Consider the following 21,881-nt stretch of genomic DNA (forward strand, 5'->3'; position numbering starts at 1 on the left):
GTACCCCCGATGGGATTCGAACCCACGCTACCGCCGTGAGAGGGCGGCGTCCTAGGCCGCTAGACGACGGGGGCCTGAGAACTTCTTCTCGTTACGCTTCCCGGGGGAAGCTCAGCCAGCTTAGCTGGCCGAGACGTGGCGGGCAAACCACCACATCGCAGCTGGGGTACCAGGACTCGAACCTAGAATGGCTGAACCAGAATCAGCTGTGTTGCCAATTACACCATACCCCAATGGACTGTCCCTTCGGCCTGCGCACTGCGCTCCGGCCTCCGTTCCCGAACCGAGAGAAAGATTAGCACCATCACCGTGCACAACTACAAATCGCCTGGTCAAAGTAGGTAAATCGGCCTCGAACCGGAAGCGCCCCCGTAGCGGAAGCTACGGGGGCGCCCGTCAGTGCCGGCCGATCGGTGGTGGCGCCGATCAGCCGACGACGGCCCGAGCCGCGCGCATGCGGTCCAGGGTGCGCTCGCGTCCGAGCAACTCCATCGACTCGTAGAGCGGCGGGCTGATGTGCGAGCCCGTGACGGCCACCCGCACGGGCGCGAACGCCTTGCGCGGCTTGAGTCCGAGATCGTCGATGAGGGCCGTTTTGAGGGCCTCCTCGATCGCCTCGGTGGACCAGTCGCCCAGACCGTCCAACGCGGTGAGCGCGGCGTCGAGGACCGGTGCCGCCTCCTCCTTGAGGTTCTTCGCGGCAGCCGCCTCGTCCAGAACGAAGTCCGATTCGTCGACGAAGAGGAACTTCAGCAGATCCCACGCGTCGGAGAGCACCACGATGCGCGTCTGGACGAGATCGGCGGCCTTCCTGAACACCGTGTCGTCCACGTCGGCCGCGAGATGACCGTGCTCGACGAGGAACGACTTCAGACGGTTCGAGAAGTCCGCCGGCTCGAGCATCCGGATGTGCTCGGCATTGATCGCGTCGGCCTTCTTCTGGTCGAACCGCGCCGGGTTCGAATTGACCTTGCCGATATCGAAGGCCGCGACCATCTCGTCGAGAGAGAAGATGTCGCGGTCGTCGGCCAGTCCCCAGCCGAGCAGCGCGAGGTAGTTCAGCAATCCCTCCGGGATGAAACCGCGGTCGCGATGGAGGAAGAGGTTGGACTCGGGATCGCGCTTGGAGAGCTTCTTGTTTCCCTGGCCCATGACGAACGGAAGGTGCCCGAACTCGGGCGTGAAGTCGGCTACCCCGATGCGCTGCAGCGCGGCGTACAGGGCGAGCTGACGAGGCGTGGACGACAACAGGTCTTCGCCGCGCAGAACGTGGGTGATCTTCATGAGCGCGTCGTCCACGGGATTGACGAGCGTGTACAGCGGGATGCCGTTACCGCGGGTGAGCGCGAAATCGGGAACGCTGCCTGCCTTGAACGTCGTCTCACCGCGGACGAGATCGTGCCATGTGAGGTCCTCGTCGGGCATCCGCAGCCGCACGACAGCCTTGCGTCCCTCGTCGAGGAAAGCCTGCCGCTGCTCGGGTGTCAGGTCGCGATCGTAATTGTCGTAGCCGAGCTTGGGGTCGCGTCCCGCCGCCTTGTGGCGCTCCTCGACTTCCTCCGCGGTCGAGAACGACTCGTAGGCCTCGCCGGCCTCGAGCAGTTTCTCCACGACGCCGATGTGGAGTCCACGACGCTCCGACTGGCGGTACGGCTTGTACGGTCCGCCGACCTCCGGGCCCTCGTCCCATTCGAGGCCCAGCCAGCGCAACGCGTCGAGGATCGCCTGGTACGACTCCTCGCTGTCCCGGGCAGCGTCGGTGTCTTCGATGCGGAACACGAACGTGCCGCCGTGGTGACGCGCGAAGGCCCAGTTGAACAGGGCGGTACGCACGAGACCCACGTGCGGGGTTCCGGTCGGGGACGGACAGAAACGGACACGTACTTCGCTGCTGGTCATGACTCGCTCAGGGTTGAGGATCGACGGGGAGACCCTCCCAGGCTATCCCCTGACCGCCGCCCGGGAAGCGGAGACCGCCCGGTCAGGCACCCTTGGCGACGACCGGATTGGTCAGTGTTCCGATCTTCTCGACGGTGACGGAAACGGTGTCGCCCGGGACGATCGGTCCGACACCCTCGGGGGTGCCGGTGAGAATGACGTCGCCCGGAAGCAGGGTCATGACCGCCGACACCCATTCGATGAGCTTCGGAATGTCGTGGACCATCAGAGAAGTCCGGCTCCGCTGACGCTGCTGCCCGTCGACCTCCGCCGTGATCTCGAGATCCGAGGGGTCGAGGTCGGTCTCGATCCACGGCCCCAGCGGGCAGAACGTGTCGTGCCCCTTGGCTCGCGTCCACTGTCCGTCGGCCGCCTGGTGGTCGCGGGCCGAGACGTCGTTCGCGACGGTGTATCCGAGGATCGCCTCACGCGCCTTCGCCGCCGGTACGTCCTTGCACGGCCTGCCGATCACGACGGCCAGCTCGGCCTCGTGGTGCACGACAGAAGCATTGCGAGGAATGACGATCGGGGCACCCGGCCCGACGATCGAGGTGTTCGGCTTGAGGAAGATCACCGGCTCCTCGGGTACCTCGTTCCCCGATTCCGCGGCGTGCGCAGCGTAATTGCGGCCGACGGCAATCACCTTGCTGGCGAGGATGGGAGCGAGCAACCGGACATCGGCGAGCGGCCAGCTACGCCCGGTGAAGGTGGGTGTACCGAAGGGATGCTCGGCGATCTCCTTCGCGGTCGCGGAATCCCCCTCCCCCTCGATGCTGACGAAAGCGACACCGTCCGGACTGGCAATTCGACCAAGGCGCATGCGGGAAGTCTAACGGGGCGGTCGCCACCTCCGATCGACGCGGCGTCGGCGGCCGTATAAAGTGAGCCCACAATTTCAAGATACGGGATGATTATCCTAGATAGTGGGAAACGATGGACGCGGGAGAAATCGGGGCACGGCGCTGGCTCATCCTGGCCGTCGGCGTGCTGGCACAGGCGGCGCAAGCCACGATCGTCAACGGAGTGGCGTTCCTCATCCCCTCGCTCCATACCGAGGCGGGCCTCTCGCTCGCGCAGGCCGGAACCCTTGCGGGCGCACCGCTGTTCGGCGGCGTCTTCACTCTCGTCATGTGGGGCGCGATCTCGGATCGATTCGGCGAGCGGTTCGCGTTGACGGCCGGACTCGGACTCGCATCGGCGGCAACGGCCGCAGCTACGCTCACCACCTCGATTCCCGCGCTGGGCATACTGCTCGTGCTCGCCGGCGCCGGCGCCGTCAGCGCGAACGCCGCGAGCGGGCGCGTCGTCGTCGGGTGGTTCGCGCCCCGCCAACGCGGACTGGCGATGGGAATTCGTCAGATGTCGGTGCCGCTCGGCGTCGCAGCGGGAGCACTCGTCATTCCCCCGGTCGCCGCGCACCACGGCGTCGCCTGGGCACTGGCCTTTCCGGCGCTCGCCTGCGGGATCGCGGCACTCGCATGCGTGCTCGGGATCCTGGACCCGCCCCGGCCCGACCGGGCGGAGGCGCAACGCACGGGAATGCTCGCGAATCCGTACCGGAGTTCGTGGACTCTCGCGCGCATCCACGCGGCTTCGATCCTGCTGGTGGTGCCGCAGTACGTCGTGTGGACCTATTCACTCGTGTGGCTGATCACCGATCGAGCATGGGACGAAACCGGTGCCGGTCTGCTGATCACGGTGGCCCAGATCCTTGCCGCTCTCGGCCGTGTCGCCGCCGGGAGCTGGTCCGACCGGGTGGGCAGCAGACTGGGTCCGATGCGACTCGTCGCCGTATCGGTGGTCCTGGCGATGGTCGCACTGGCCGCGACATCCCTGTCCGGGTCGGTGGCAGCGGTCGTCGTCCTGCTCGTCGCCTCGGTGCTGACCTCGGCCCCGAACGGGCTGGCGTTCACGGCCGTTGCGGAGATCGCGGGGCCGTACTGGGGAGGACGAGCGCTCGGCGTCCAGAACACCGGGCAATTCGTCGCGGCGGCTGCGGTGGGGCCGGTGTTCGGCGCGCTCATCGCTGTGGTCGGGTTCCCGGCGGCATTCGCGATCGCAGCGGTCGCACCGGCAGCCGCCGCACCGGTGATTCCGAAAAGCTGACCGGCGTGCTGGTTCCGGCTACCGAGGCAACCGGAACCAGCACCGCGTCAGAGTGCTGCGGCGATACGGTCGCCGACCTCGGTCGTGACGATCGGTCCCGATCCCCGCGACGCGAGATCCGCTTCCACGGCCTGCTCCACGCGGGCGGCATCCTCGTCGCGCCCGAGATGACGCAGCAGCAACGCAGTCGACAAGATCGCCGCCGTCGGGTCCGCGATGCCCTTGCCCGCGATGTCGGGAGCCGAGCCGTGTACCGGTTCGAACATCGACGGATTCGTGCCGGAGGCGTCGATGTTGCCGCTGGCCGCCAAACCGATACCGCCGGTGACCGCACCCGCCAGGTCCGTGATGATGTCGCCGAACAGATTGTCGGTGACGATCACATCGAACCGCGACGGATCGTCGACCATGTAGATCGTCGCCGCGTCGATGTGGCAGTAGGCGGTCTCGACGTCGGGGTACTCGCGGCCCACGGTCTCGATCGCGCGGGTCCAGATCGCGCCCGCGTTCGACAGCACGTTGGTCTTGTGGATGAGCGTGAGGTGCTTACGACGGGTCTGCGCCAGCGCGAACGCGTACCGCACGACGCGCTCCGCGCCGAACCAGGTGTTGATCGACACCTCGGTGGCGATCTCGTGCGGTGTGCCGACCCGGATCGCTCCGCCGTTGCCCGTGTACGGGCCCTCGGTGCCTTCACGCACGACCACGAAGTCGATGTCGGGGTTCTTCGCGAGCGGCGACACCGAACCCGGATGCAGCCGCGAAGGACGCAGGTTCACGTGGTGGTCGAGAGCGAACCGCATGTTGAGCAACAGGCCACGCTCGAGCACGCCGGGCTTGACCGACGGATCCCCGATGGCGCCGAGCAGGATTGCGTCGTGTTCACGGATCGCCTCGAGATCCGCGTCCGGCAGCAGTTCACCGGTGGCGTTGTATCGCTTTGCGCCGAGGTCGTATTCGGTGGTCTCGAGGTCCGGGACCAAGGCGCGCAACACCTTCAGCGCCTCGGCTGTGACCTCGACACCGATTCCGTCACCGGGGATGACTGCGAGTTTCATGGGTTGGTGCTCACTTCCTGTGCGACGGTGGCCGCGACCGTGCTGAGACGGTCGCGGCCACCGGACGATGCTGGGCCCGAGGGCGCCCGTAGACGCCCCGGAAACGATCAGGACAGGTCGACCTGCGCGACGCGTGCGTCGAGCTGCTCGACGATCTGCGCGACCTCGGCGTCACCCACGACGCGGTTCACGCGCAGGATGACGGTCGCGCCCGGGCCTTCGGCATCCTGGCTCAGTGCGGCGGCCTGGATGTCGATACCGGCGTTACCGAGAACGGTGCCGAGTGTTCCGAGGACACCCGGGCGATCCTGGTAGTGCACGATGAAGTTGTGGCCCTCGGCACGCAGGTCGAAGCTGCGTCCGTTGATGTTGACGATCTTCTCGACCTGCTGCAGGCCGGTGAGCGCACCCGCGACCTGCGTGACGTGACCGTCGGCGGCCACGGCGCGCACCTCGACGGCACTGCGGTGGGTCTGCGCCTCGCTGACCTTCTCGACCTCGACGGTCACGCCGCGCTGCTCGGCGAGCTGCGGTGCGTTGACGAAGGTGACGGGCTCGTCGCTGCTGGCCGAGAACAGGCCTCGCAGCGCAGCGAGTCCGAGGATCTCGACGTTCTCGGACGAGAGTTCGCCGCTCGCGACGACCTGGACGTTCTGGACTGCCTCGGGCGAGAGGGTGCCGGCGAGCAGGCCGAGCTTGCGGACCAGTTCCAGCCACGGCGCGACCTCTTCGCCGACCGGGCCACCGGAGACGTTCACGGCGTCCGGCACGAACTCACCGGCGAGTGCGAGCAGCACGCTCTTCGCGACGTCGGTGCCCGCCCGGTCCTGGGCCTCGGAGGTGGATGCCCCGAGGTGGGGGGTGACGACCACGTTGTCGAGATCGAACAGCGGCGAATCGGTGCACGGCTCGGAGTTGAAGACGTCGAGCCCCGCGGCGCGGACCTTGCCGGAGACGAGCGCGTCGTACAGTGCGCCTTCGTCGATGAGACCGCCGCGAGCGGCGTTGACGATGATCACACCGTCCTTGGTCTTGGCAAGACGCTCCGCGTTGAGCAGACCGGCGGTTTCCTTGGTCTTGGGCAGGTGCACGGAGATGAAGTCGGCCCGCGCGACGAGTTCGTCGATGTCGACAAGTTCGATCCCGAGCTGTGCCGCACGCGCTGCGGGCAGGTAGGGGTCGTACGCGATGATGTCGGTCTCGAACGCGGCGAGGCGCTGCGCGAAGAGCTGACCGATCCGGCCGAGGCCGACGACGCCGACGGTCTTGCCGAGGATTTCGGTGCCGTTGAAGCTCGAGCGCTTCCAGGTCTTCTCGCGCAGCGTGCGGTCGGCGGCCGGGATCTGGCGCGCGGTCGAGAGGAGCAGCGCGACAGCGTGCTCGGCGGCGGAGTGGATGTTGGACGTCGGAGCGTTGACGACCATCACGCCGCGCTCGGTGGCAGCGGCGATGTCGACGTTGTCGAGACCCACACCTGCGCGGCCGACGATCTTCAGGTTGGTCGCGGCGGCGAGAACCTCTGCGTCGACGGTCGTTGCGGACCGGACGAGCAGCGCATGCGCGTCGGGCACGGCTGCGAGCAGCGCCGGGCGGTCCGGGCCGTCCACCCAGCGCACCTCGACACCGTCACCGAGCGCATCGACGGTCGATTGCGCAAGCTTGTCGGCGATCAGGACTACTGGACGGCCATTCTGGCTCACGTGTGGACTCCCTGTGTCGTGAATGTGTGGGTGGTCGGCGGCGCCGACGCCTGTCGGAAGGCGCGCGTTCACCCGCGACCGCACACAGTTTAGTGCCCCTGCCCCCACTACGGACCCACCGGGATCGCCCACCGGGGTACACCGGAGCGGGGCGGAGTCCGCCACGAGATCTCGAGCCCGACCGATATCCGGTCGAAAGAGGTCGCGGGTACCTCAGCGTCGCCGCCGCAGATGCCTGGCGCCCGGCACCGGGCGCGGCCTCCGCCGTGCGCTCCGTCCGGTGGTTCCCGTCGGCGAAATGTCCGGACGCGCACGAATTGTCCGCTGCGTGATACCGGTGTCGTGCCGGTGCCGGAAGGCGATCACGGCGGCACGAGTCGTGGGATAGAACCGCTCCCGGTGGAAACGGTCCGCCGATTGCATACACAGGAGCTTGTCCCTCTCCTGACCCTCCAATGCCGCGAAAACGAATCGAATTCCGTTGTGGGACAAGTATTCGTCGAGCCGCTCGATCTCTTCGACCGATGTCGTGTCGAGATCGGTGATCGGCTGGGCGACGAGGACCACCCACTCCACCCGATCGGATCGCTCCTGTACGAGTGCGCGCACGTATCCCGTGAGAATCGAGCCGTTCGCGAAGAACAGCGGAGCGTCGAACCGTGCCAAGAGGAGACCTCTGATCCGGTGGCCTTCGGGATGGCGAGCGCTGTCGTGATATCCGGCGATTCCGGGGACTTCGACGAGTTCGGCACGGTGGGGCCGCCAGGCCTGGATCACCAACGCCATCAGCGACAGCGCGATCGCGATCAGTACGCCTCGCAGCACGCCCGCGAGGATGACAGCGACGGATGCCGCTATACACAAACCGAATTCGATCTTGGCCACCTGCCACAGATGCCTGACCTTGGCGAGTTTGAACTGCGCGCTCGCAGCGACGATGACGACGGCGCTGAGCGCAGAGCGCGGAAGGTTGCCCGTCGCGCCGGGTGCGAGCAGGAGGAAGGCAAGGACCGTCAGTGCTCCCACCACTCCGGCGAGTTGTGTGTGCGCGCCCGCGCGTTGGACGACAGGCGTGCGGCTTCCGCTACCGCACACCGGGAACCCGCCTGTGACACCGGCCGCGAGGTTCGCGACGCCGAGCGCCCGCATCTCGGAGCTTCCGTTCACGTCCTCACCGCGCTCGGACGAGAAAGCGCGGGACACGACGGAGGTGTCGGCGAAACCGATGATGGCGATCGCGACAGCGGGGCCGAGCAGGGTCGCGACGTCGCTCCACGCGAGCCCGCCGAGGGCCGGGCCCGGGAGCCCCGACGGGAGCGCGCCCACCGTCTCGAGTTTGTCGCCCAGCCCGAAAGCGGCTGTCACCCCGGTGGCCACGACGACCCCGACGAGGATGCCCGGAGCTCGTGGCCACAGCACCTGCATCACCACGATCAGGATCAGGGTAGCGCCGCCGAGGAGGAAGGCGAGCGATCCGAGCGCACCCCCGCGCACCGCGTCCGCAGCATTCCTGAGGTTCGTGAAAAGGTCGGCCGGCCGGGTATTCGCACCGAGTAGGTGCGGGACCTCGCTCGCGATCACGATCAGAGCGATAGCGTTGAGAAATCCGACCCTGATGGGGTTGGACAGCAGTTCTGTGATGAATCCGAGGCGCAGAATCCCGCTGAACAACAGCAGAATTCCGACTATCAGGGCGAGCAGACCGGCTAGCGCCACGGCGCGGGAGGGATCTCCTGCCGCGGCGAGGGGAACGACCGCCGCCGCGATCAGCGGTGCCAGGGCGGAAGACGGAACGACCACGAGGATGCGCGACGGACCGACGAGCGCGTACACCAGCATCGGCACGATTGTGGCGTACATGCCCATGTGGGCAGGCAGTCCCGCGGCTGCCGCGTATCCCATGCCGGTGGGCACGAGCAGTGCGCTGACCACCAAACCCGCAGTGATGTCGGTCCGCAGCCATCCGCGCTGGTACCTGCGTGCCGTGGCGATGCCGGGAATCCGGCTGACAGCTGCCGAGAGCGACATTGGGCAAGTATGGGACGTGGACCCGGCCCCCGTCGGCGGATTGCTCACGGCCGTTCCGGCGTCCCCACGCCCGAACGACGGCAGCCCGGCACCTCGAGGAGGTGCCGGGCTGCCGTAGCAGGACGGAGAGACTATGCGGTCTCGGTGATCGGACGATCGACCCAGCTCATCAGGTCGCGCAGCTGCTTGCCGACGACCTCGATGCCGTGTTCGGCGTTCTCCTTGCGGAGACCCTCGAGCTCCTTGTTGCCGTTCTCGACGTTTGCGACGAGGCGCTTGACGAAGGTGCCGTCCTGGATGTCCTTGAGGATGTCCTTCATGCGCTCCTTGGTGCCGGCGTCGATGACGCGCGGACCCGAGAGGTAGCCGCCGAACTCGGCGGTGTCGGACACCGAGTAGTTCATGCGGGCGATGCCACCCTCGTACATGAGGTCGACGATGAGCTTGAGCTCGTGGAGGCACTCGAAGTAGGCCATTTCGGGCGAGTAGCCCGCCTCGACGAGGACGTCGAAACCGGTCTTGACGAGTTCCTCGGTGCCACCGCACAGCACGGCCTGCTCGCCGAAGAGATCGGTCTCGGTCTCTTCCTTGAAGGTCGTCTTGATGACGCCTGCGCGGGTGCCGCCGATCGCCTTCGCGTAGGACAGGGCCAGGCTCTCGCCCTCACCCTTGGGATCCTGGTGGACCGCGATGAGTGCCGGGACGCCCTTGCCGTCGACGAACTGACGACGCACCAGGTGGCCGGGACCCTTGGGGGCGACCATGCCGACGGTGACGTTCTCCGGAGCCTTGATGAGCCCGAAGTGGATGTTCAGACCGTGCCCGAAGAACAGCGCGTTGCCGTCCTCGAGGTTCGGCTCGATGTCGTTCGTGAAGATCGACGCCTGGGCGGTGTCGGGGGCGAGCAGCATGATGACGTCGGCCCATGCGGAAACCTCGGCCGGGGTACCGACGGTCAGGCCGGCCTCTTCTGCCTTGGCCCGCGACTTCGAGCCTTCCTTCAGCCCGATGCGCACGTCGACACCGGAATCACGCAGGCTCAGGGAGTGTGCGTGCCCCTGGCTGCCGTAACCGATCACAGCGACCTTGCGGCCCTGGATGATCGACAGATCGGCATTGTCGTCGTAGAAAAGCTCGACTGCCACAGTTCCTACCTCTTTCAGCAAATGGGTGTGTTCAGGCTAACGGGTGGCCGTGATGGACTTGGGACCGCGTCCGACGGCAACGACGCCGGACTGAACGATCTCTCGGATCCCGTACGGCTCGAGCATGCGAAGAAGCGCATCCAGCTTGGACCGGGTGCCGGTGGCCTCGATCGTGAGCGACTCCGGCGACACGTCGATCACCTTGGCGCGGAAGAGATTCACGGTTTCGATGACCTGGGTGCGAACGCTCGCGTCCGCGCGCACCTTGATGAGCAGAAGTTCGCGGGCGACGGACGCCTCGTCCTCCTGCTCGACGATCTTGATGACGTTGACGAGCTTGTTGAGCTGCTTGGTGACCTGCTCGAGAGGAAACGCATCGACGGTGACGACGATGGTCATACGCGAGATCTCCGGAATCTCGGTGCCACCGACCGCAAGCGATTCGATGTTGAAGCCGCGCCGCGAGAACAGCGATGCGACTCGGGCCAGCACGCCCGGCTTGTCCTCGACGAGGACACTGAGGGTGTGGCTCGTGCTCACTTGGCTTCCTCCTCGGCTGCAGCCTGACGGCCGCGTGCTTGATCACGTTCGATGACCGCGTCGACGACGGTGGCGTCGTCCGCGGCAGTGTCCTCGTCGAACAAGGGACGGATGTCCCGGGCGGCCATGATCTCGTCGTTACCGGTACCGGCGGCGACCATCGGCCACACCTGGGCGTCCTTGCCGACGATGAAGTCGATGACGACCGGGCGATCGTTGATCTCCTGGGCGCGACGGATCGCAGGCTCGACGTCCTCTTCCCGTTCGACCCGGATACCGACGCAACCGAGCGCCTCGGCGAGCTTCACGAAGTCCGGGATACGCAGCGAATGCGTGGACAGATCGGTGTTCGAGTACCGCTGCTCGTAGAACAGCGTCTGCCACTGGCGGACCATGCCGAGGTTGCCGTTGTTGATCAGGGCAACCTTGATCGGAACACCCTCGACGGCGCACGTCGCCAGTTCCTGGTTGGTCATCTGGAAGCAGCCGTCGCCGTCGATGGCCCACACCTCGGTGTCCGGGCGGCCCATCTTGGCGCCCATCGCAGCCGGCACCGCGTAGCCCATCGTGCCGAGTCCACCGGAGTTGAGCCACGTCCGCGGCTTCTCGTAGTCGATGAACTGCGCCGCCCACATCTGGTGCTGCCCCACGCCCGCGCAGTAGATCGCGTCCGGTCCGGCGAGCTTGCCGACAGCCTGGATCACGAACTGCGGCGACAGGGAGTCGTCGGACGGGCGGTCGTAGCTCAGCGGGTAGGTGCGACGGATGTCGTCCAGGTACGCCCACCATGCCGTGTAGTCGAGCGTGGTGTTGGTGGCGAGATGCGCGCGCATCGCCTCGATGAGCTCGACGAGAACCTCTTTGCAGTCACCGACGATCGGGACGTGCGCGTGACGGTTCTTGCCGATCTCGGCGGGATCGATGTCGGCGTGGATCACCTTCGCGTCGGGCGCGAAGGAGTCGAGCTGACCGGTGACACGGTCGTCGAAGCGGGCGCCGAGAGTGATGAGCAGGTCGCTCTTCTGCAGCGCCGCCACGGCCGCGACATTGCCGTGCATGCCGGGCATTCCGCAGTGCAGCGTGTGGGTGTCGGGGAACGCACCGCGCGCCATGAGCGTCGTGACGACCGGAATCCCGGTCAGTTCGGCGAGTTCGAGCAGTTCGGCCGAAGCCTCTGCCTTGATGACGCCGCCACCGACGTAGAGCACCGGCTTACGCGAATCGGCGATCAGACGTGCCGCCTCGCGGACCTGCTTGCCGTGCGGCTTGGTGACGGGCCGGTAGCCGGGCAGGTGCATCTCCGGTGGCCAGCTGAAGGTGGTCTGGGCCTGCAGGATGTCCTTCGGGATGTCGACGAGGACCGCACCGGGTCGACCCGACGACGCGAGGTAGAACGCCTCCGCGAGCACGCGAGGGATGTCGGCGCCGTCGGTGACCAGGAAGTTGTGCTTGGTGATGGGCATCGTGATGCCGGAGATGTCGGCTTCCTGGAATGCATCCGTACCGATGAGGGGGCGCCCGACCTGCCCGGTGATCGCGACGAGCGGCACGGAGTCCATCTGCGCGTCCGCGAGCGGTGTGACGAGGTTGGTCGCGCCGGGTCCGGACGTCGCCATGCACACGCCGACCTTGCCGGTCGCCTGCGCGTATCCGGTGGCAGCGTGGCCCGCGCCCTGCTCGTGCCGGACGAGGACGTGCCGCACCCGCTTCGAATCGAAAATGGGGTCGTAGACAGGGAGGATCGCGCCGCCGGGAATGCCGAAGACCGTATCCACGTCGAGCTCTTCGAGGGCTCGGACTACCGACTGTGCGCCGGTGACGCGCTCGGGCGCGACCTGGCGTCGGGTGGCGGGCTGCGCCGCGGCAGCGGCGGCGGCTGGGGTTCCGGCCCCCGGCTTCCGCGGCGAGGGATGAGGCCGTGCGGTTGGTGCGCTCACTGCAATTCCTCTGATTCTGGCTCCGGGCAACAAAAAACCCTCGTCAGCGTTGTGCTGTACGAGGGTGGCGCGTCGTGGGCGAGTTGCAGAATGCGGCTCAGGCGACGACGCGCCGGCCGATTACGAGCAACCCATTCTGATTCACGCGCTTGACGGTAGGCGCGTGGTGGGGAGACAGTCAACTTGGTGTGGTTACTGTCCCAGAATGTGAGATGCCGCGGCTGCAGTGACAAGATGTAGAGGTGTCATCTTCACAGCAGCCCGTGCCACCTCCCCCATCATCCCACATGCCGGATTCGACGACGCAGGTCATCCAGATTTCGCGCCTGTCGTTCCTCGCGTGCGGGCTTCTGTTCCTTGCGCTGGCCTCTCCCGCCCTCGCGTGGCCCGAAGCTTTCGCGTGGACCCTCGTGATCCCGTTCCTCGTCGCCGCGTGGGTGGTCCGCGTGCGCACCGTCGTCGGCCCCGACGGAGTCGTCGCTCGCTCGACCTTCTCCACCACGACGATCCCGTGGGAGTCCCTGAAGGGCATCCGCTTCCCCAAGCGCGGCTGGGCCCGCGCGACGCTCACCGACGACTCCGAGGTTCCGTTGCCGGTCGTCACCTTCGGACGCCTGCCGCAACTCGCCGAAGCCAGCGGAGGCCGCATCACCGACCCCTACGCAGCCGCCGACGACGCGCGCGCAGCCGAAGCGGCCGCTGCCGAACGCTCACCGGCGAAGGACGACACGACATCCGGCACACGCGACGAGGTGAGCGAACCCGACTCGGATACCGAGACGAAATAGCACACGAGTAAATTCGACTGTGCCGCCACCCGGAACAGGCCCCAGCCACGGCGACCGGATGCGGTCCGCCGCTTGCGCACAACCCGTCAAGGAAGTCAGCCATGCCCCCGTTGAGGTCACGCACCACCACCGTCGGACGTAATGCAGCCGGCGCGCGCTCACTGTGGCGCGCCACCGGATTGACCGATTCCGACTTCGGCAAGCCGATCGTCGCCATCGCGAACTCGTACACGCAATTCGTTCCCGGCCACGTCCACCTCAAGGATGTCGGCGAGATCGTCGCCAAGGCCGTCAAGGCAGCCGGCGGCGTGGCACGCGAGTTCCACACCATCGCGGTCGACGACGGTATCGCGATGGGCCACGGCGGAATGCTGTACTCGCTGCCGAGCCGCGAAATCATCGCGGACTCCGTGGAATACATGGTCAACGCACATACCGCCGACGCGCTGGTGTGCATCTCGAACTGCGACAAGATCACGCCGGGCATGCTCAATGCCGCGATGCGCCTGAACATCCCGACCGTGTTCGTCTCCGGTGGGCCGATGGAAGCAGGCAAGGCGGTCGTCGTCGGGGGCGTCGCACAGGCACCCACCGACCTCATCACCGCGATCTCCGCGTCGGCCAACGACTCGGTGAGCGAGGAAGGTCTCGACGAGGTCGAGCGCAGCGCGTGCCCGACCTGCGGATCGTGCTCGGGCATGTTCACCGCCAACTCGATGAACTGCCTCACCGAAGCACTGGGCCTTGCCCTCCCGGGCAACGGCTCGACCCTGGCGACGCACTCCGCACGACGCGCACTGTTCGAGCGGGCCGGAACCACCGTCGTCGAGGCGGCGCTGCGCTACTACCGCGACGGCGACGAGTCCGTGCTGCCGCGAAACATCGCCACTCCCGCCGCCTTCCGTAACGCGATGGCGCTCGACGTCGCGATGGGCGGGTCGACCAACACGGTGCTGCACACGCTTGCCGCCGCCCAGGAAGGCGAGGTCGACTTCGACCTCGAGACGATCGACGCCATCAGCCGCAAGGTGCCGTGCCTGTCGAAGGTCTCCCCGAACTCCGACTACCACATGGAGGACGTGCACCGGGCCGGTGGCATCCCCGCACTGCTCGGCGAATTGCGACGCGGCGGACTGCTGGAAACCGATGTGTCGACGGTGCACACCAAGAGCTTCGACGAGTGGCTCGACACCTGGGACATCCGCTCCGGAAAAGCATCCGACGAAGCACTCGAGTTGTTCCACGCCGCCCCGGGCGGTGTGCGCACCACCGAGCCCTTCTCCACCGACAACAGGTGGTCCTCGCTCGACACCGACGCGGCCGGCGGATGCATCCGCGACGTCGAACATGCGTACACCGTCGAAGGCGGACTCGTCGTGCTGCGCGGCAACGTCGCCCTCGACGGCGCGATCCTCAAGACCGCGGGTATCGAGGAGGACCTGTTCTCCTTCCAGGGGCCTGCGCTCGTGGTCGAATCCCAGGAGGAAGCGGTCTCGGCGATCCTGCAGAAGCGGATCAAGCCCGGCGACGTGATGGTCGTCCGCTACGAAGGCCCCAAGGGCGGACCCGGAATGCAGGAGATGCTGCATCCCACCGCCTTCCTCAAGGGCGCCGGCCTGGGCAAGGTGTGTGCACTGATCACCGACGGCCGGTTCTCCGGTGGCACGTCGGGGCTGTCGATCGGGCACATCTCCCCCGAAGCGGCCGCCGGCGGCACGATCGGTCTGGTCGAGACCGGTGACCAGATCCGCATCGACGTCGCGACCCGCACGCTCGAGGTGCTGGTGTCCGACGAGGAACTCGCCACCCGTCGCGCCAAGATGGAGGCGTCGGAGAAGCCCTGGCAGCCGGTCGATCGTCAGCGCACAGTCACCACCGCGCTGCGCGCGTATGCCGCGCTGGCCACCTCCGCCGACAAGGGCGCGGTTCGCTACGTGCCCTGATCACGGGCACGAACGAGACGACGGCGGGGGCCGCACACATGTGTGCGGCCCCCGCCGTTTTCCGTGGTCTCAGCGGCCGAACAGCCACAGACAGACACCCGCCGCGACGCCGAGCAGCAACGCGACGAACGATCCGAGGAAGGGACGTGTCGCCCACTTGCGCGGGCCGTCGGCCGCGATCCTGCCGGGACCGGTGAGCGTGAGCGCCACCGCCGCTGCGGCGAGGAGAACCTCGTACTCGAAGCCGGAGCGGTCGGACGCGAAGTACTGCACGCCCGGCTCGAGGTCGTGCTTGAACAACACGGCGTTGATCATGATCGCGACCACCGCCGCCGCGGCAAGAGGTGTCAGCAGACCGAGCACGAGCAGCGCACCGGCCGCCGTCTCGCCGACCGCGCCGACGATCGCAAGCACCCGGGGCTGCTGATATCCGGCCTCGCGCAGCAGTTCCTCGAAACCGTCGAGTCCGGGCCCGCCCCACAACCCGACCAGTTTCTGCAGGCCGTGGGCGATCAGGGTTCCACCGACCGCGAGTCGCAGAATCAGCAACCCGAGATCGAGGGTGCCGCGTCGAACCTTGACCGGATGCTGCTCGACGGTCGTGGACGCGGGATCCGCCACGTAGCCACCGGCGGTGCCGGGCCGGTACATCTGCTCGGTGGGCGCCGCGTGGGCACCGCTACCGAACGACGATCCGTCGAGGTCGAGGTCGTCCTCGGACTCCAGCCGGGAGGCACGAGTGCGCCGCATCTGGAGTGTCGGCTCGTCGAAAGGACTCGATCCTGTTTCCGGCGATCGGCCGGTTTCCTTGTCGGTCACGCCACCAGGGTAGGACTCCGGGCGCCCGAGCACCCGGCATCCGGAGGCGACACGCGGCGTGCCGGTAACGTTTGCGCTATGACGTGGGGCAGGCAGTCGACAGGTTCGCGCGGTGTTCGGACGGCGGCGGTGGCACTGGCCGTCGGGGTTCTCGCGCTGTCGTCCTGCGCGAGGTTCGACGATGCGGCATCGACACCGTTCACCCCCGAACCGACCTTCGATTCCGGTCCCGGTTTCGGGCCGCAGGACCCCACGACGACCACGACGACGCCGAACGCCTCCGCCGTGCCCCCGGGGCCGTGTGAAGATCCCGATCCGGCAGTGGTCGCGACCTGTCTCGACACGACCGGCGGGCTGGTGACCCTGCCCGGCGGTGGTGCCGCACTCGTGACGGAACGACGGACCGGACGAATCCTCCAGGTCGCGCCCGACACCGAGCCCGTGGAAATCGCCACCGTCCCCGTCGACGCTTCGGGTGACGGCGGCCTGCTCGATGTGGCGCTGTCCCCCACCTTCGACGAAGACCGGTTGCTCTACGCCTACATCACCACCCCCACCGACAACCGGGTCGTGCGGGTCGCGGCCGGCGACACCCCGAAGGATGTGCTGACCGGCATACCCCGCGGCGCGACGGGAAACGGTGGCGCCATCGAATTCACGTCCCCCACGGAGATGGTCGTCCTCACCGGAAATGCGGGAAACGGCTCCGCGGCAACCGATCCCGCTTCTCTGGCCGGGAAACTGCTCGAGTTTCCGCTTCCGGCGCCGGGCACCGCACCGGTGCCCACCGTGGTGCTCTCGGGCATCGGCACGGCCGGTGACGTGTGCCGCGACCCGGGCGGCAATCTGTGGGTGACGGACCGGACCGAACTCGAAGATCGTCTCCAGCGCATCGGCGCGGACGGCTCCGTCGGTGCGGGCCCGGCATGGACTTGGCCCGAGCGGCCCGGCGTGGCGGGATGCGCCGCGTCGCCGGACGGTATCGCGGTAGCGCTGACCGGCGGGAAAGCGGTCGCCGTGGTGGCGATCGATCCGGGATCGGGTGCGGTCACCGCCGCGCCGGTCCTCACCGTTCAGGATCGCTACGGCCTGCTTCGCGGGGCGGCGTCGTCCCCGGACGGTCTGCTCTGGATCTCGACGGTCAACAAGTCCGGCGGTGAACCCGGACCGAACGACGACCGCGTCGTGCGCATCCAGTTCCCCGCGGGCGGCGGCGGCTTCGACTGAGGTCCGGCCCGCCCGGGCAGAGACTGCGGTCCGGGAAACGTTCGTGCAGACACCACCGCGGCCGGCCCGGAACGGGCTCGGCCGCGGTGGTGTTCAGCAGGACGTCAGCTACAGGCAGCGATAACGAGTTCCTTGACGCGGGCGGGGTCGGCCTGTCCGCGTGTCGCCTTCATGACGTCGCCGACGATCTTGCCCGCGGCCTGGACCTTGCCGGAGCGGATCTTCTCGGCGATATCCGGGTTCGCGGCGAGCGCCTCGTCGACGGCAGCCTGCAGCTTGCTGTCGTCACGCACCACGACGAGTTCGGGATGCGCCTCGAGGATCTGCTCGGGATCGCCTTCACCCGCGAGCACGTGATCGACGACCTGGCGGGCGACCTTGTTGTTGAGCTTGCCGCTGTCGATGAGCGCAATGACCTGCGCGACCTGCTTCGGACTGATCGGAAGATCGGCCAGTTCGACTCCGCGCGTGTTGGCCTGCTGCGTCAGGTACGACACCCACCAGGATCGCGCCGCGTCGGCGGGCGCACCCGCCTCGGTGGTGGCGATGACCAGATCGAGGGCGCCGGCGTTGACCAGGTCGCGCATCACCTCGTCCGAGACACCCCATTCGGCTTGGATGCGGGCCCGACGCAACCACGGCAGCTCCGGGAGCGTGCCGCGCAGTTCTTCGACCCACGCGGCGTCGGGTGCGACCGGTTCGAGGTCCGGCTCCGGGAAGTACCGGTAGTCCTCCGCGGTTTCCTTGCGGCGACCCGGGGATGTGGTGCCGTCGGCCTCCTGGAAGTGCCGGGTTTCCTGGATCACCTCACCGCCGGAGAGGAGCACTGCGGCTTGACGGCGCATCTCGTAGCGCACGGCCACCTCGACCGACTTGAGCGAGTTGACGTTCTTCGTCTCGGTACGGGTACCGAACTCCTTCGCGCCGATCGGCATGAGCGAGATGTTCGCGTCGCACCGCATCGATCCCTGGTCCATGCGCACATCCGACACGTCGAGCGCGCGGAGCAGGTCGCGCAGGGCGGTCACGTAGGCGCGTGCCACCTCGGGCGCGCGTTCTCCGGCACCGACGATCGGCTTGGTGACGATCTCGACGAGGGGCACTCCCGCACGGTTGTAGTCGAGCAGCGAGTGGCTCGCACCGTGGATCCGGCCGGTGGCGCCGCCCACGTGCAACGACTTGCCGGTGTCCTCCTCCATGTGCGCGCGTTCGATGTCCACGCGCCAGGTGCTGCCGTCGTCGAGCACCACGTCGAGGTAGCCGTCGGTGGCGATGGGCTCGTCGTACTGCGAGATCTGGTAGTTCTTCGGCTGATCCGGGTAGAAGTAGTTCTTGCGCGCGAACCGGCCCCACGGGGTGATCGAGCAGTTCAGGGCCAGACCGATCCGGATCGCCGACTCGACCGCCGCCTGGTTCACCACCGGCAGTGCGCCCGGGAGACCGAGGCACACGGGGCACACCTGGGTATTGGGCTCGGCGCCGAACCCCGTCGGGCACCCGCAGAACATCTTGGTGGCGGTGTGCAATTCGACGTGCACCTCCATGCCCATCACGGGCTCGAACTTCGCGAGCACGTCGTCGTAGGCAAGCAGGTCGGCAGACACAGAGGCAGTCATGCACCTGATTTTAGACCGCCCCCCGAACGGGGCGGCGCGGGCTCGTACCCGGCCACCCCACGCGGCCTCAGCCGAAGAGAACGCGCATTTCCTGATAGCGCGACTCGGGCACGAACTTGGGGTCGGCAAGCGATTCGTCGAACCCGACCCGGGCGATCTCGGTGCCGTGCAGCGCGACCATGTGTCCCCATTCCTCGTCGGCGACGAGATCGGTCACCGCCATACCGAGGCGGGTTGCGAGCACCCGGTCGAACGCGGTCGGAACACCACCGCGCTGGATGTGTCCGAGCACGGTGGCGCGGGTTTCGATGCCGGTGCGCTCCTCGATCAGGGGCGCGAGCACCTCGCCGATACCGCCGAGCCGGGGGCGATCGAACCCGTCGAGTCCCTTGGTCGAATACGCCTCGTCCATATCCGGGAACTTGAATCCCTCCGCGACGACCACCATCGGCGCACGTCCGCGGTTGCGGACGCTGAGCACCCATTCGCAGATCTGCTCGAGGCTCTCGGGGTGTTCCGGGATCAGGATGGCGTGGGCGCCACCGGCGGTACCCGAATGCAGGGCAATCCATCCTGCATGCCGGCCCATCACCTCGAGGACCATGCACCGTTTGTGGGAATTGCCGGTCGTACGCAGCCGGTCGATCGCCACGGTGGCAATCTCCACGGCGGTATCGAACCCGAAGGTGTAGTCGGTGTGGCTGAGGTCGTTGTCGATCGTCTTGGGAACACCGACGATCTTGATCCCGTCCTCGAACAGGCGTTTCGACGCCGCCGCCGTGCCCTCACCCCCGATGGCGACGACTGCGTCCACCCCGAGCCGGTCGAGAGTGGCCTGAATGTTCTGCGCACCGCCCTGCGGGCCCTGATAGGGGCCGAACCGGCTGGTACCCAGAATGGTGCCGCCCTGCTGGGCCAGACCACGAACTCTGCTGCGATCCAACGGAATCGCGTCGCCTTCGACGAGTCCCCGCCAACCGTCGAGGAAACCGACGAACTCCTGGCCGTGGACTTCCGTGCCTTTCAGGACCGCGCCGCGGATGACAGCGTTGAGGCCCGGGCAGTCCCCGCCGCTCGTAAGAATCCCGATCGTCGTCATGCATACCTCCGTCGAATGGACTTCGTTCCGCCCTGCCATCCTGCCCGTTACGCCGCGGCAGGGCAGCCCTAACCCGGAGTCACCAGCCCCGATTCGTAGGCGATCACCACCGCCTGCGCACGGTCGCGCAGGTGAAGCTTGCCCAGAACCTTGCCGACGTGGGTTTTGACGGTCTGCTCGGCGACGAACAGACGCTCGGCGATCTCGGTGTTCGACAATCCGTGCGCGATCAGTTCGAGGACTTCGAGTTCGCGAGGGGTCAGGACGCCGAGTGTGTCGTCACGCCGACGCCGTGAGGGGCGACGCCGGGTGACGTCGGCGATCAGCCGGCGCGTGACGGTCGGCGCGAGCAGTGCCTCCCCCTTCGCCACGACCCGCACGGCACGGACCAACTCGTCGGCCGGTGCGTCCTTGAGCAGGAACCCGCTCGCCCCCATCCCGAGCGCCTCGTACACGTAGTCGTCGAGATCGAACGTGGTCAGCATCAGCACGCGTGAACGGGGTTCGCGCGTGTCGGACAGGATGAGCCGGGCCGCGTCGAGTCCGTTCATCTCGGGCATCCGCACATCCATGAGGACGACATCCGGTCGCAGCCGCGCTACCTCGGTGACGGCGGCCCGCCCGTCGGGCGCGTCGCCGAGAACACTGATGTCCGGCTGCGCGGCAAGCAACGCGCCGAAGCCTTGTCGCACCATTGCCTGGTCGTCGGCGATGAATACGGTGACGGGTCTCTCGAACTCGATCATCGGCCGCCAGCCTAGGCCGCGAGCGTCGGAAGCAGTGCCCGCACCTCGAATCCCCCGTCGGGTCGCGGGTGTGCGACAAGGTTTCCCCCGACGGCCGCAGCGCGTTCGGCCATCCCGCGGATGCCGGTGCCGCCGCCGTGGTCCGATGCCGAATCACCCGGTTCTCCGGGGCCGTTGGTCACCGAGATCGTCACGGTCCCTTTTCCCCACTCGAGGCAGGTCGCTACTTCCGCGCCGGGCGCGTGCCGTGCGCTGTTGGTGAGAGATTCCTGCAGGATGCGATACATCGTCAGCGCCACGGCGTCGGTCACGCCCACCGGCACCCCCGTCGTCCGGGCATCGAGCCGGATCCCGGCACGCCGTGAGGCCTCGAACAGATCGGCAATCCGGTCCAGGCCGGGTTGCGGCGCGCTCTCCGGCAGTTGTCCGTCGCTGCGGAGCACGCCGAGGAGGCCGCGCACATCGTTGAGCGCTTCGCGAGCGGCGGCGCCGATCGTGTCGAATTCCGCGCGCACCTCGTCTGGCATCGTAGGGAGCCGATACGGTGCGCTCTGCGCCTGCACGACGATCATCGACATGTGGTGGGCGACGATGTCGTGCAGGTCGCGCGCGATGTGCGCCTTCTCTTCGAGGATCGCGCGCCGTGCACGCTCGAGTTCGCTGACCTCCTCCTCGTGTGCGAGTTGCCGACGGGAGATCACGAGCCAGCGCACGAGTAATCCGAACACGACGACGGCGGTGATCCCGATGGCCCAGCCCCAGCCGTCGTTGCCCGGCACGAATCCGAAGAAGAGCAGTACCGTCGCAAGCCACACCGCGAGGACGACGCGGATGTCTTCACGGACGCTCACCGCTGCGACCAGCACAAGCATCACGATGATGTGCACGACCTGCCACGGATAGTCGAACCCGTCGACGCGGTCGACGACGACCGGGACGACGAGCGCCGTCGCCGCGGTGAGGGCCCAGCCGAGAAGCGGCCGGACCCAGACGAGCAACATCGGGAACACCGCCGCCGCGGACAGCAGCGGCATCACCTGGGGCGACACCTCGTGGGTCAGGCGCAGGGTGGGCCAGGCGACGGCGTACAGAATGAGCGTCACCGCGACGACGCACATCGATGCCCAGTGCCGGCGGACGAACCGCCCCGTGGACCGCATTCCCGACGATTCCCGCTTCTTCACACGTTCA

Annotated in this window: 17 protein-coding genes and 2 tRNA genes; 4 read left to right on the forward strand and 15 right to left on the reverse strand. The window is 67.4% G+C overall.

Annotated features, from left to right (window positions below):
• Nucleotide 1: 1 nt before the first annotated feature.
• From HF877_RS02555 to HF877_RS02570, 4 genes are all read right to left on the reverse strand, one after another.
• Nucleotides 2-74 (reverse strand) — tRNA-Glu (locus HF877_RS02555).
• 87 nt (nt 75-161) lie between these two features.
• Nucleotides 162-233: transfer RNA gene (locus tag HF877_RS02560), tRNA-Gln, on the reverse strand.
• 193 nt (nt 234-426) lie between these two features.
• Entirely contained in the window at nt 427-1,899 is a 1,473-nt protein-coding gene (gene gltX, locus HF877_RS02565; RefSeq protein ID WP_169619632.1) for a glutamate--tRNA ligase, read from the reverse strand.
• A gap of 82 nt (nt 1,900-1,981) precedes the next feature.
• Nucleotides 1,982-2,758, reverse strand: coding sequence for a fumarylacetoacetate hydrolase family protein (locus tag HF877_RS02570; RefSeq protein WP_169619633.1), 777 nt, complete (start codon nt 2,756-2,758; stop codon nt 1,982-1,984).
• Between the two features lie 113 nt (nt 2,759-2,871).
• Here HF877_RS02570 and HF877_RS02575 point away from each other — a divergent pair, with 113 nt between their 5' ends.
• Entirely contained in the window at nt 2,872-4,044 is a 1,173-nt protein-coding gene (locus HF877_RS02575) for an MFS transporter (RefSeq protein WP_169619634.1), read from the forward strand.
• A 47-nt stretch (nt 4,045-4,091) separates the two neighbouring features.
• Here the strand turns inward: HF877_RS02575 and HF877_RS02580 are convergent, their stop codons facing one another.
• From HF877_RS02580 to HF877_RS02605, 6 genes are all read right to left on the reverse strand, one after another.
• Complete coding sequence (locus tag HF877_RS02580) at nt 4,092-5,102, reverse strand: 3-isopropylmalate dehydrogenase (RefSeq protein ID WP_169619635.1); 1,011 nt, start codon at nt 5,100-5,102, stop codon at nt 4,092-4,094.
• 107 nt (nt 5,103-5,209) lie between these two features.
• Nucleotides 5,210-6,802: a phosphoglycerate dehydrogenase gene (serA, locus tag HF877_RS02585; RefSeq protein WP_169619636.1), complete on the reverse strand. Its 1,593-nt coding sequence runs from the start codon at nt 6,800-6,802 to the stop codon at nt 5,210-5,212.
• Between the two features lie 213 nt (nt 6,803-7,015).
• Entirely contained in the window at nt 7,016-8,830 is a 1,815-nt protein-coding gene (locus HF877_RS02590; RefSeq protein ID WP_169619637.1) for a SulP family inorganic anion transporter, read from the reverse strand.
• Between the two features lie 131 nt (nt 8,831-8,961).
• Nucleotides 8,962-9,975, reverse strand: a complete 1,014-nt coding sequence (ilvC, locus tag HF877_RS02595; RefSeq protein ID WP_169619638.1) for a ketol-acid reductoisomerase — start codon at nt 9,973-9,975, stop codon at nt 8,962-8,964.
• Nucleotides 9,976-10,011: 36 nt separating this feature from the next.
• Nucleotides 10,012-10,515, reverse strand: coding sequence for an acetolactate synthase small subunit (gene ilvN / locus HF877_RS02600; RefSeq protein ID WP_169619639.1), 504 nt, complete (start codon nt 10,513-10,515; stop codon nt 10,012-10,014).
• Entirely contained in the window at nt 10,512-12,452 is a 1,941-nt protein-coding gene (locus HF877_RS02605; RefSeq protein ID WP_169619640.1) for an acetolactate synthase large subunit, read from the reverse strand. Before HF877_RS02605 ends, ilvN begins: the two co-directional genes overlap by 4 nt.
• 263 nt (nt 12,453-12,715) lie before the next feature.
• On the opposite strand from HF877_RS02605, the gene HF877_RS02610 reads away from it, so the two are divergent.
• Together HF877_RS02610 and ilvD are read left to right on the forward strand one after the other, a co-directional pair.
• Entirely contained in the window at nt 12,716-13,240 is a 525-nt protein-coding gene (locus HF877_RS02610; RefSeq protein ID WP_169619641.1) for a PH domain-containing protein, read from the forward strand.
• Nucleotides 13,241-13,341: 101 nt separating this feature from the next.
• Nucleotides 13,342-15,183, forward strand: coding sequence for a dihydroxy-acid dehydratase (gene ilvD / locus HF877_RS02615; RefSeq protein WP_169619642.1), 1,842 nt, complete (start codon nt 13,342-13,344; stop codon nt 15,181-15,183).
• Between the two features lie 69 nt (nt 15,184-15,252).
• Here the strand turns inward: ilvD and HF877_RS02620 are convergent, their stop codons facing one another.
• Nucleotides 15,253-16,002, reverse strand: a complete 750-nt coding sequence (locus tag HF877_RS02620) for a DoxX family protein (RefSeq protein WP_296550417.1) — start codon at nt 16,000-16,002, stop codon at nt 15,253-15,255.
• A gap of 78 nt (nt 16,003-16,080) precedes the next feature.
• Here HF877_RS02620 and HF877_RS02625 point away from each other — a divergent pair, with 78 nt between their 5' ends.
• Entirely contained in the window at nt 16,081-17,229 is a 1,149-nt protein-coding gene (locus HF877_RS02625) for a PQQ-dependent sugar dehydrogenase (protein WP_169619643.1), read from the forward strand.
• 104 nt (nt 17,230-17,333) lie between these two features.
• Here HF877_RS02625 and gatB read toward each other — a convergent pair whose 3' ends face one another.
• From gatB to HF877_RS02645, 4 genes are all read right to left on the reverse strand, one after another.
• Nucleotides 17,334-18,845 (reverse strand): Asp-tRNA(Asn)/Glu-tRNA(Gln) amidotransferase subunit GatB, encoded by a 1,512-nt coding sequence (gene gatB / locus HF877_RS02630; protein WP_169619644.1) that lies wholly within the window; start codon nt 18,843-18,845, stop codon nt 17,334-17,336.
• 67 nt (nt 18,846-18,912) lie between these two features.
• Nucleotides 18,913-19,944, reverse strand: coding sequence for a 6-phosphofructokinase (locus HF877_RS02635; protein ID WP_169619645.1), 1,032 nt, complete (start codon nt 19,942-19,944; stop codon nt 18,913-18,915).
• Between the two features lie 68 nt (nt 19,945-20,012).
• A complete protein-coding gene (locus tag HF877_RS02640; RefSeq protein ID WP_169619646.1) occupies nt 20,013-20,690 on the reverse strand; it encodes a response regulator transcription factor in 678 nt (225 codons plus the stop codon).
• A gap of 11 nt (nt 20,691-20,701) precedes the next feature.
• Nucleotides 20,702-21,850: a histidine kinase gene (locus HF877_RS02645; protein WP_169619980.1), complete on the reverse strand. Its 1,149-nt coding sequence runs from the start codon at nt 21,848-21,850 to the stop codon at nt 20,702-20,704.
• Between the last annotated feature and the right edge of the window lie 31 nt (nt 21,851-21,881).

Source organism: Rhodococcus sp. BL-253-APC-6A1W (assembly GCF_012843405.1).
In the GTDB taxonomy this organism is placed as follows: domain Bacteria; phylum Actinomycetota; class Actinomycetes; order Mycobacteriales; family Mycobacteriaceae; genus Rhodococcus.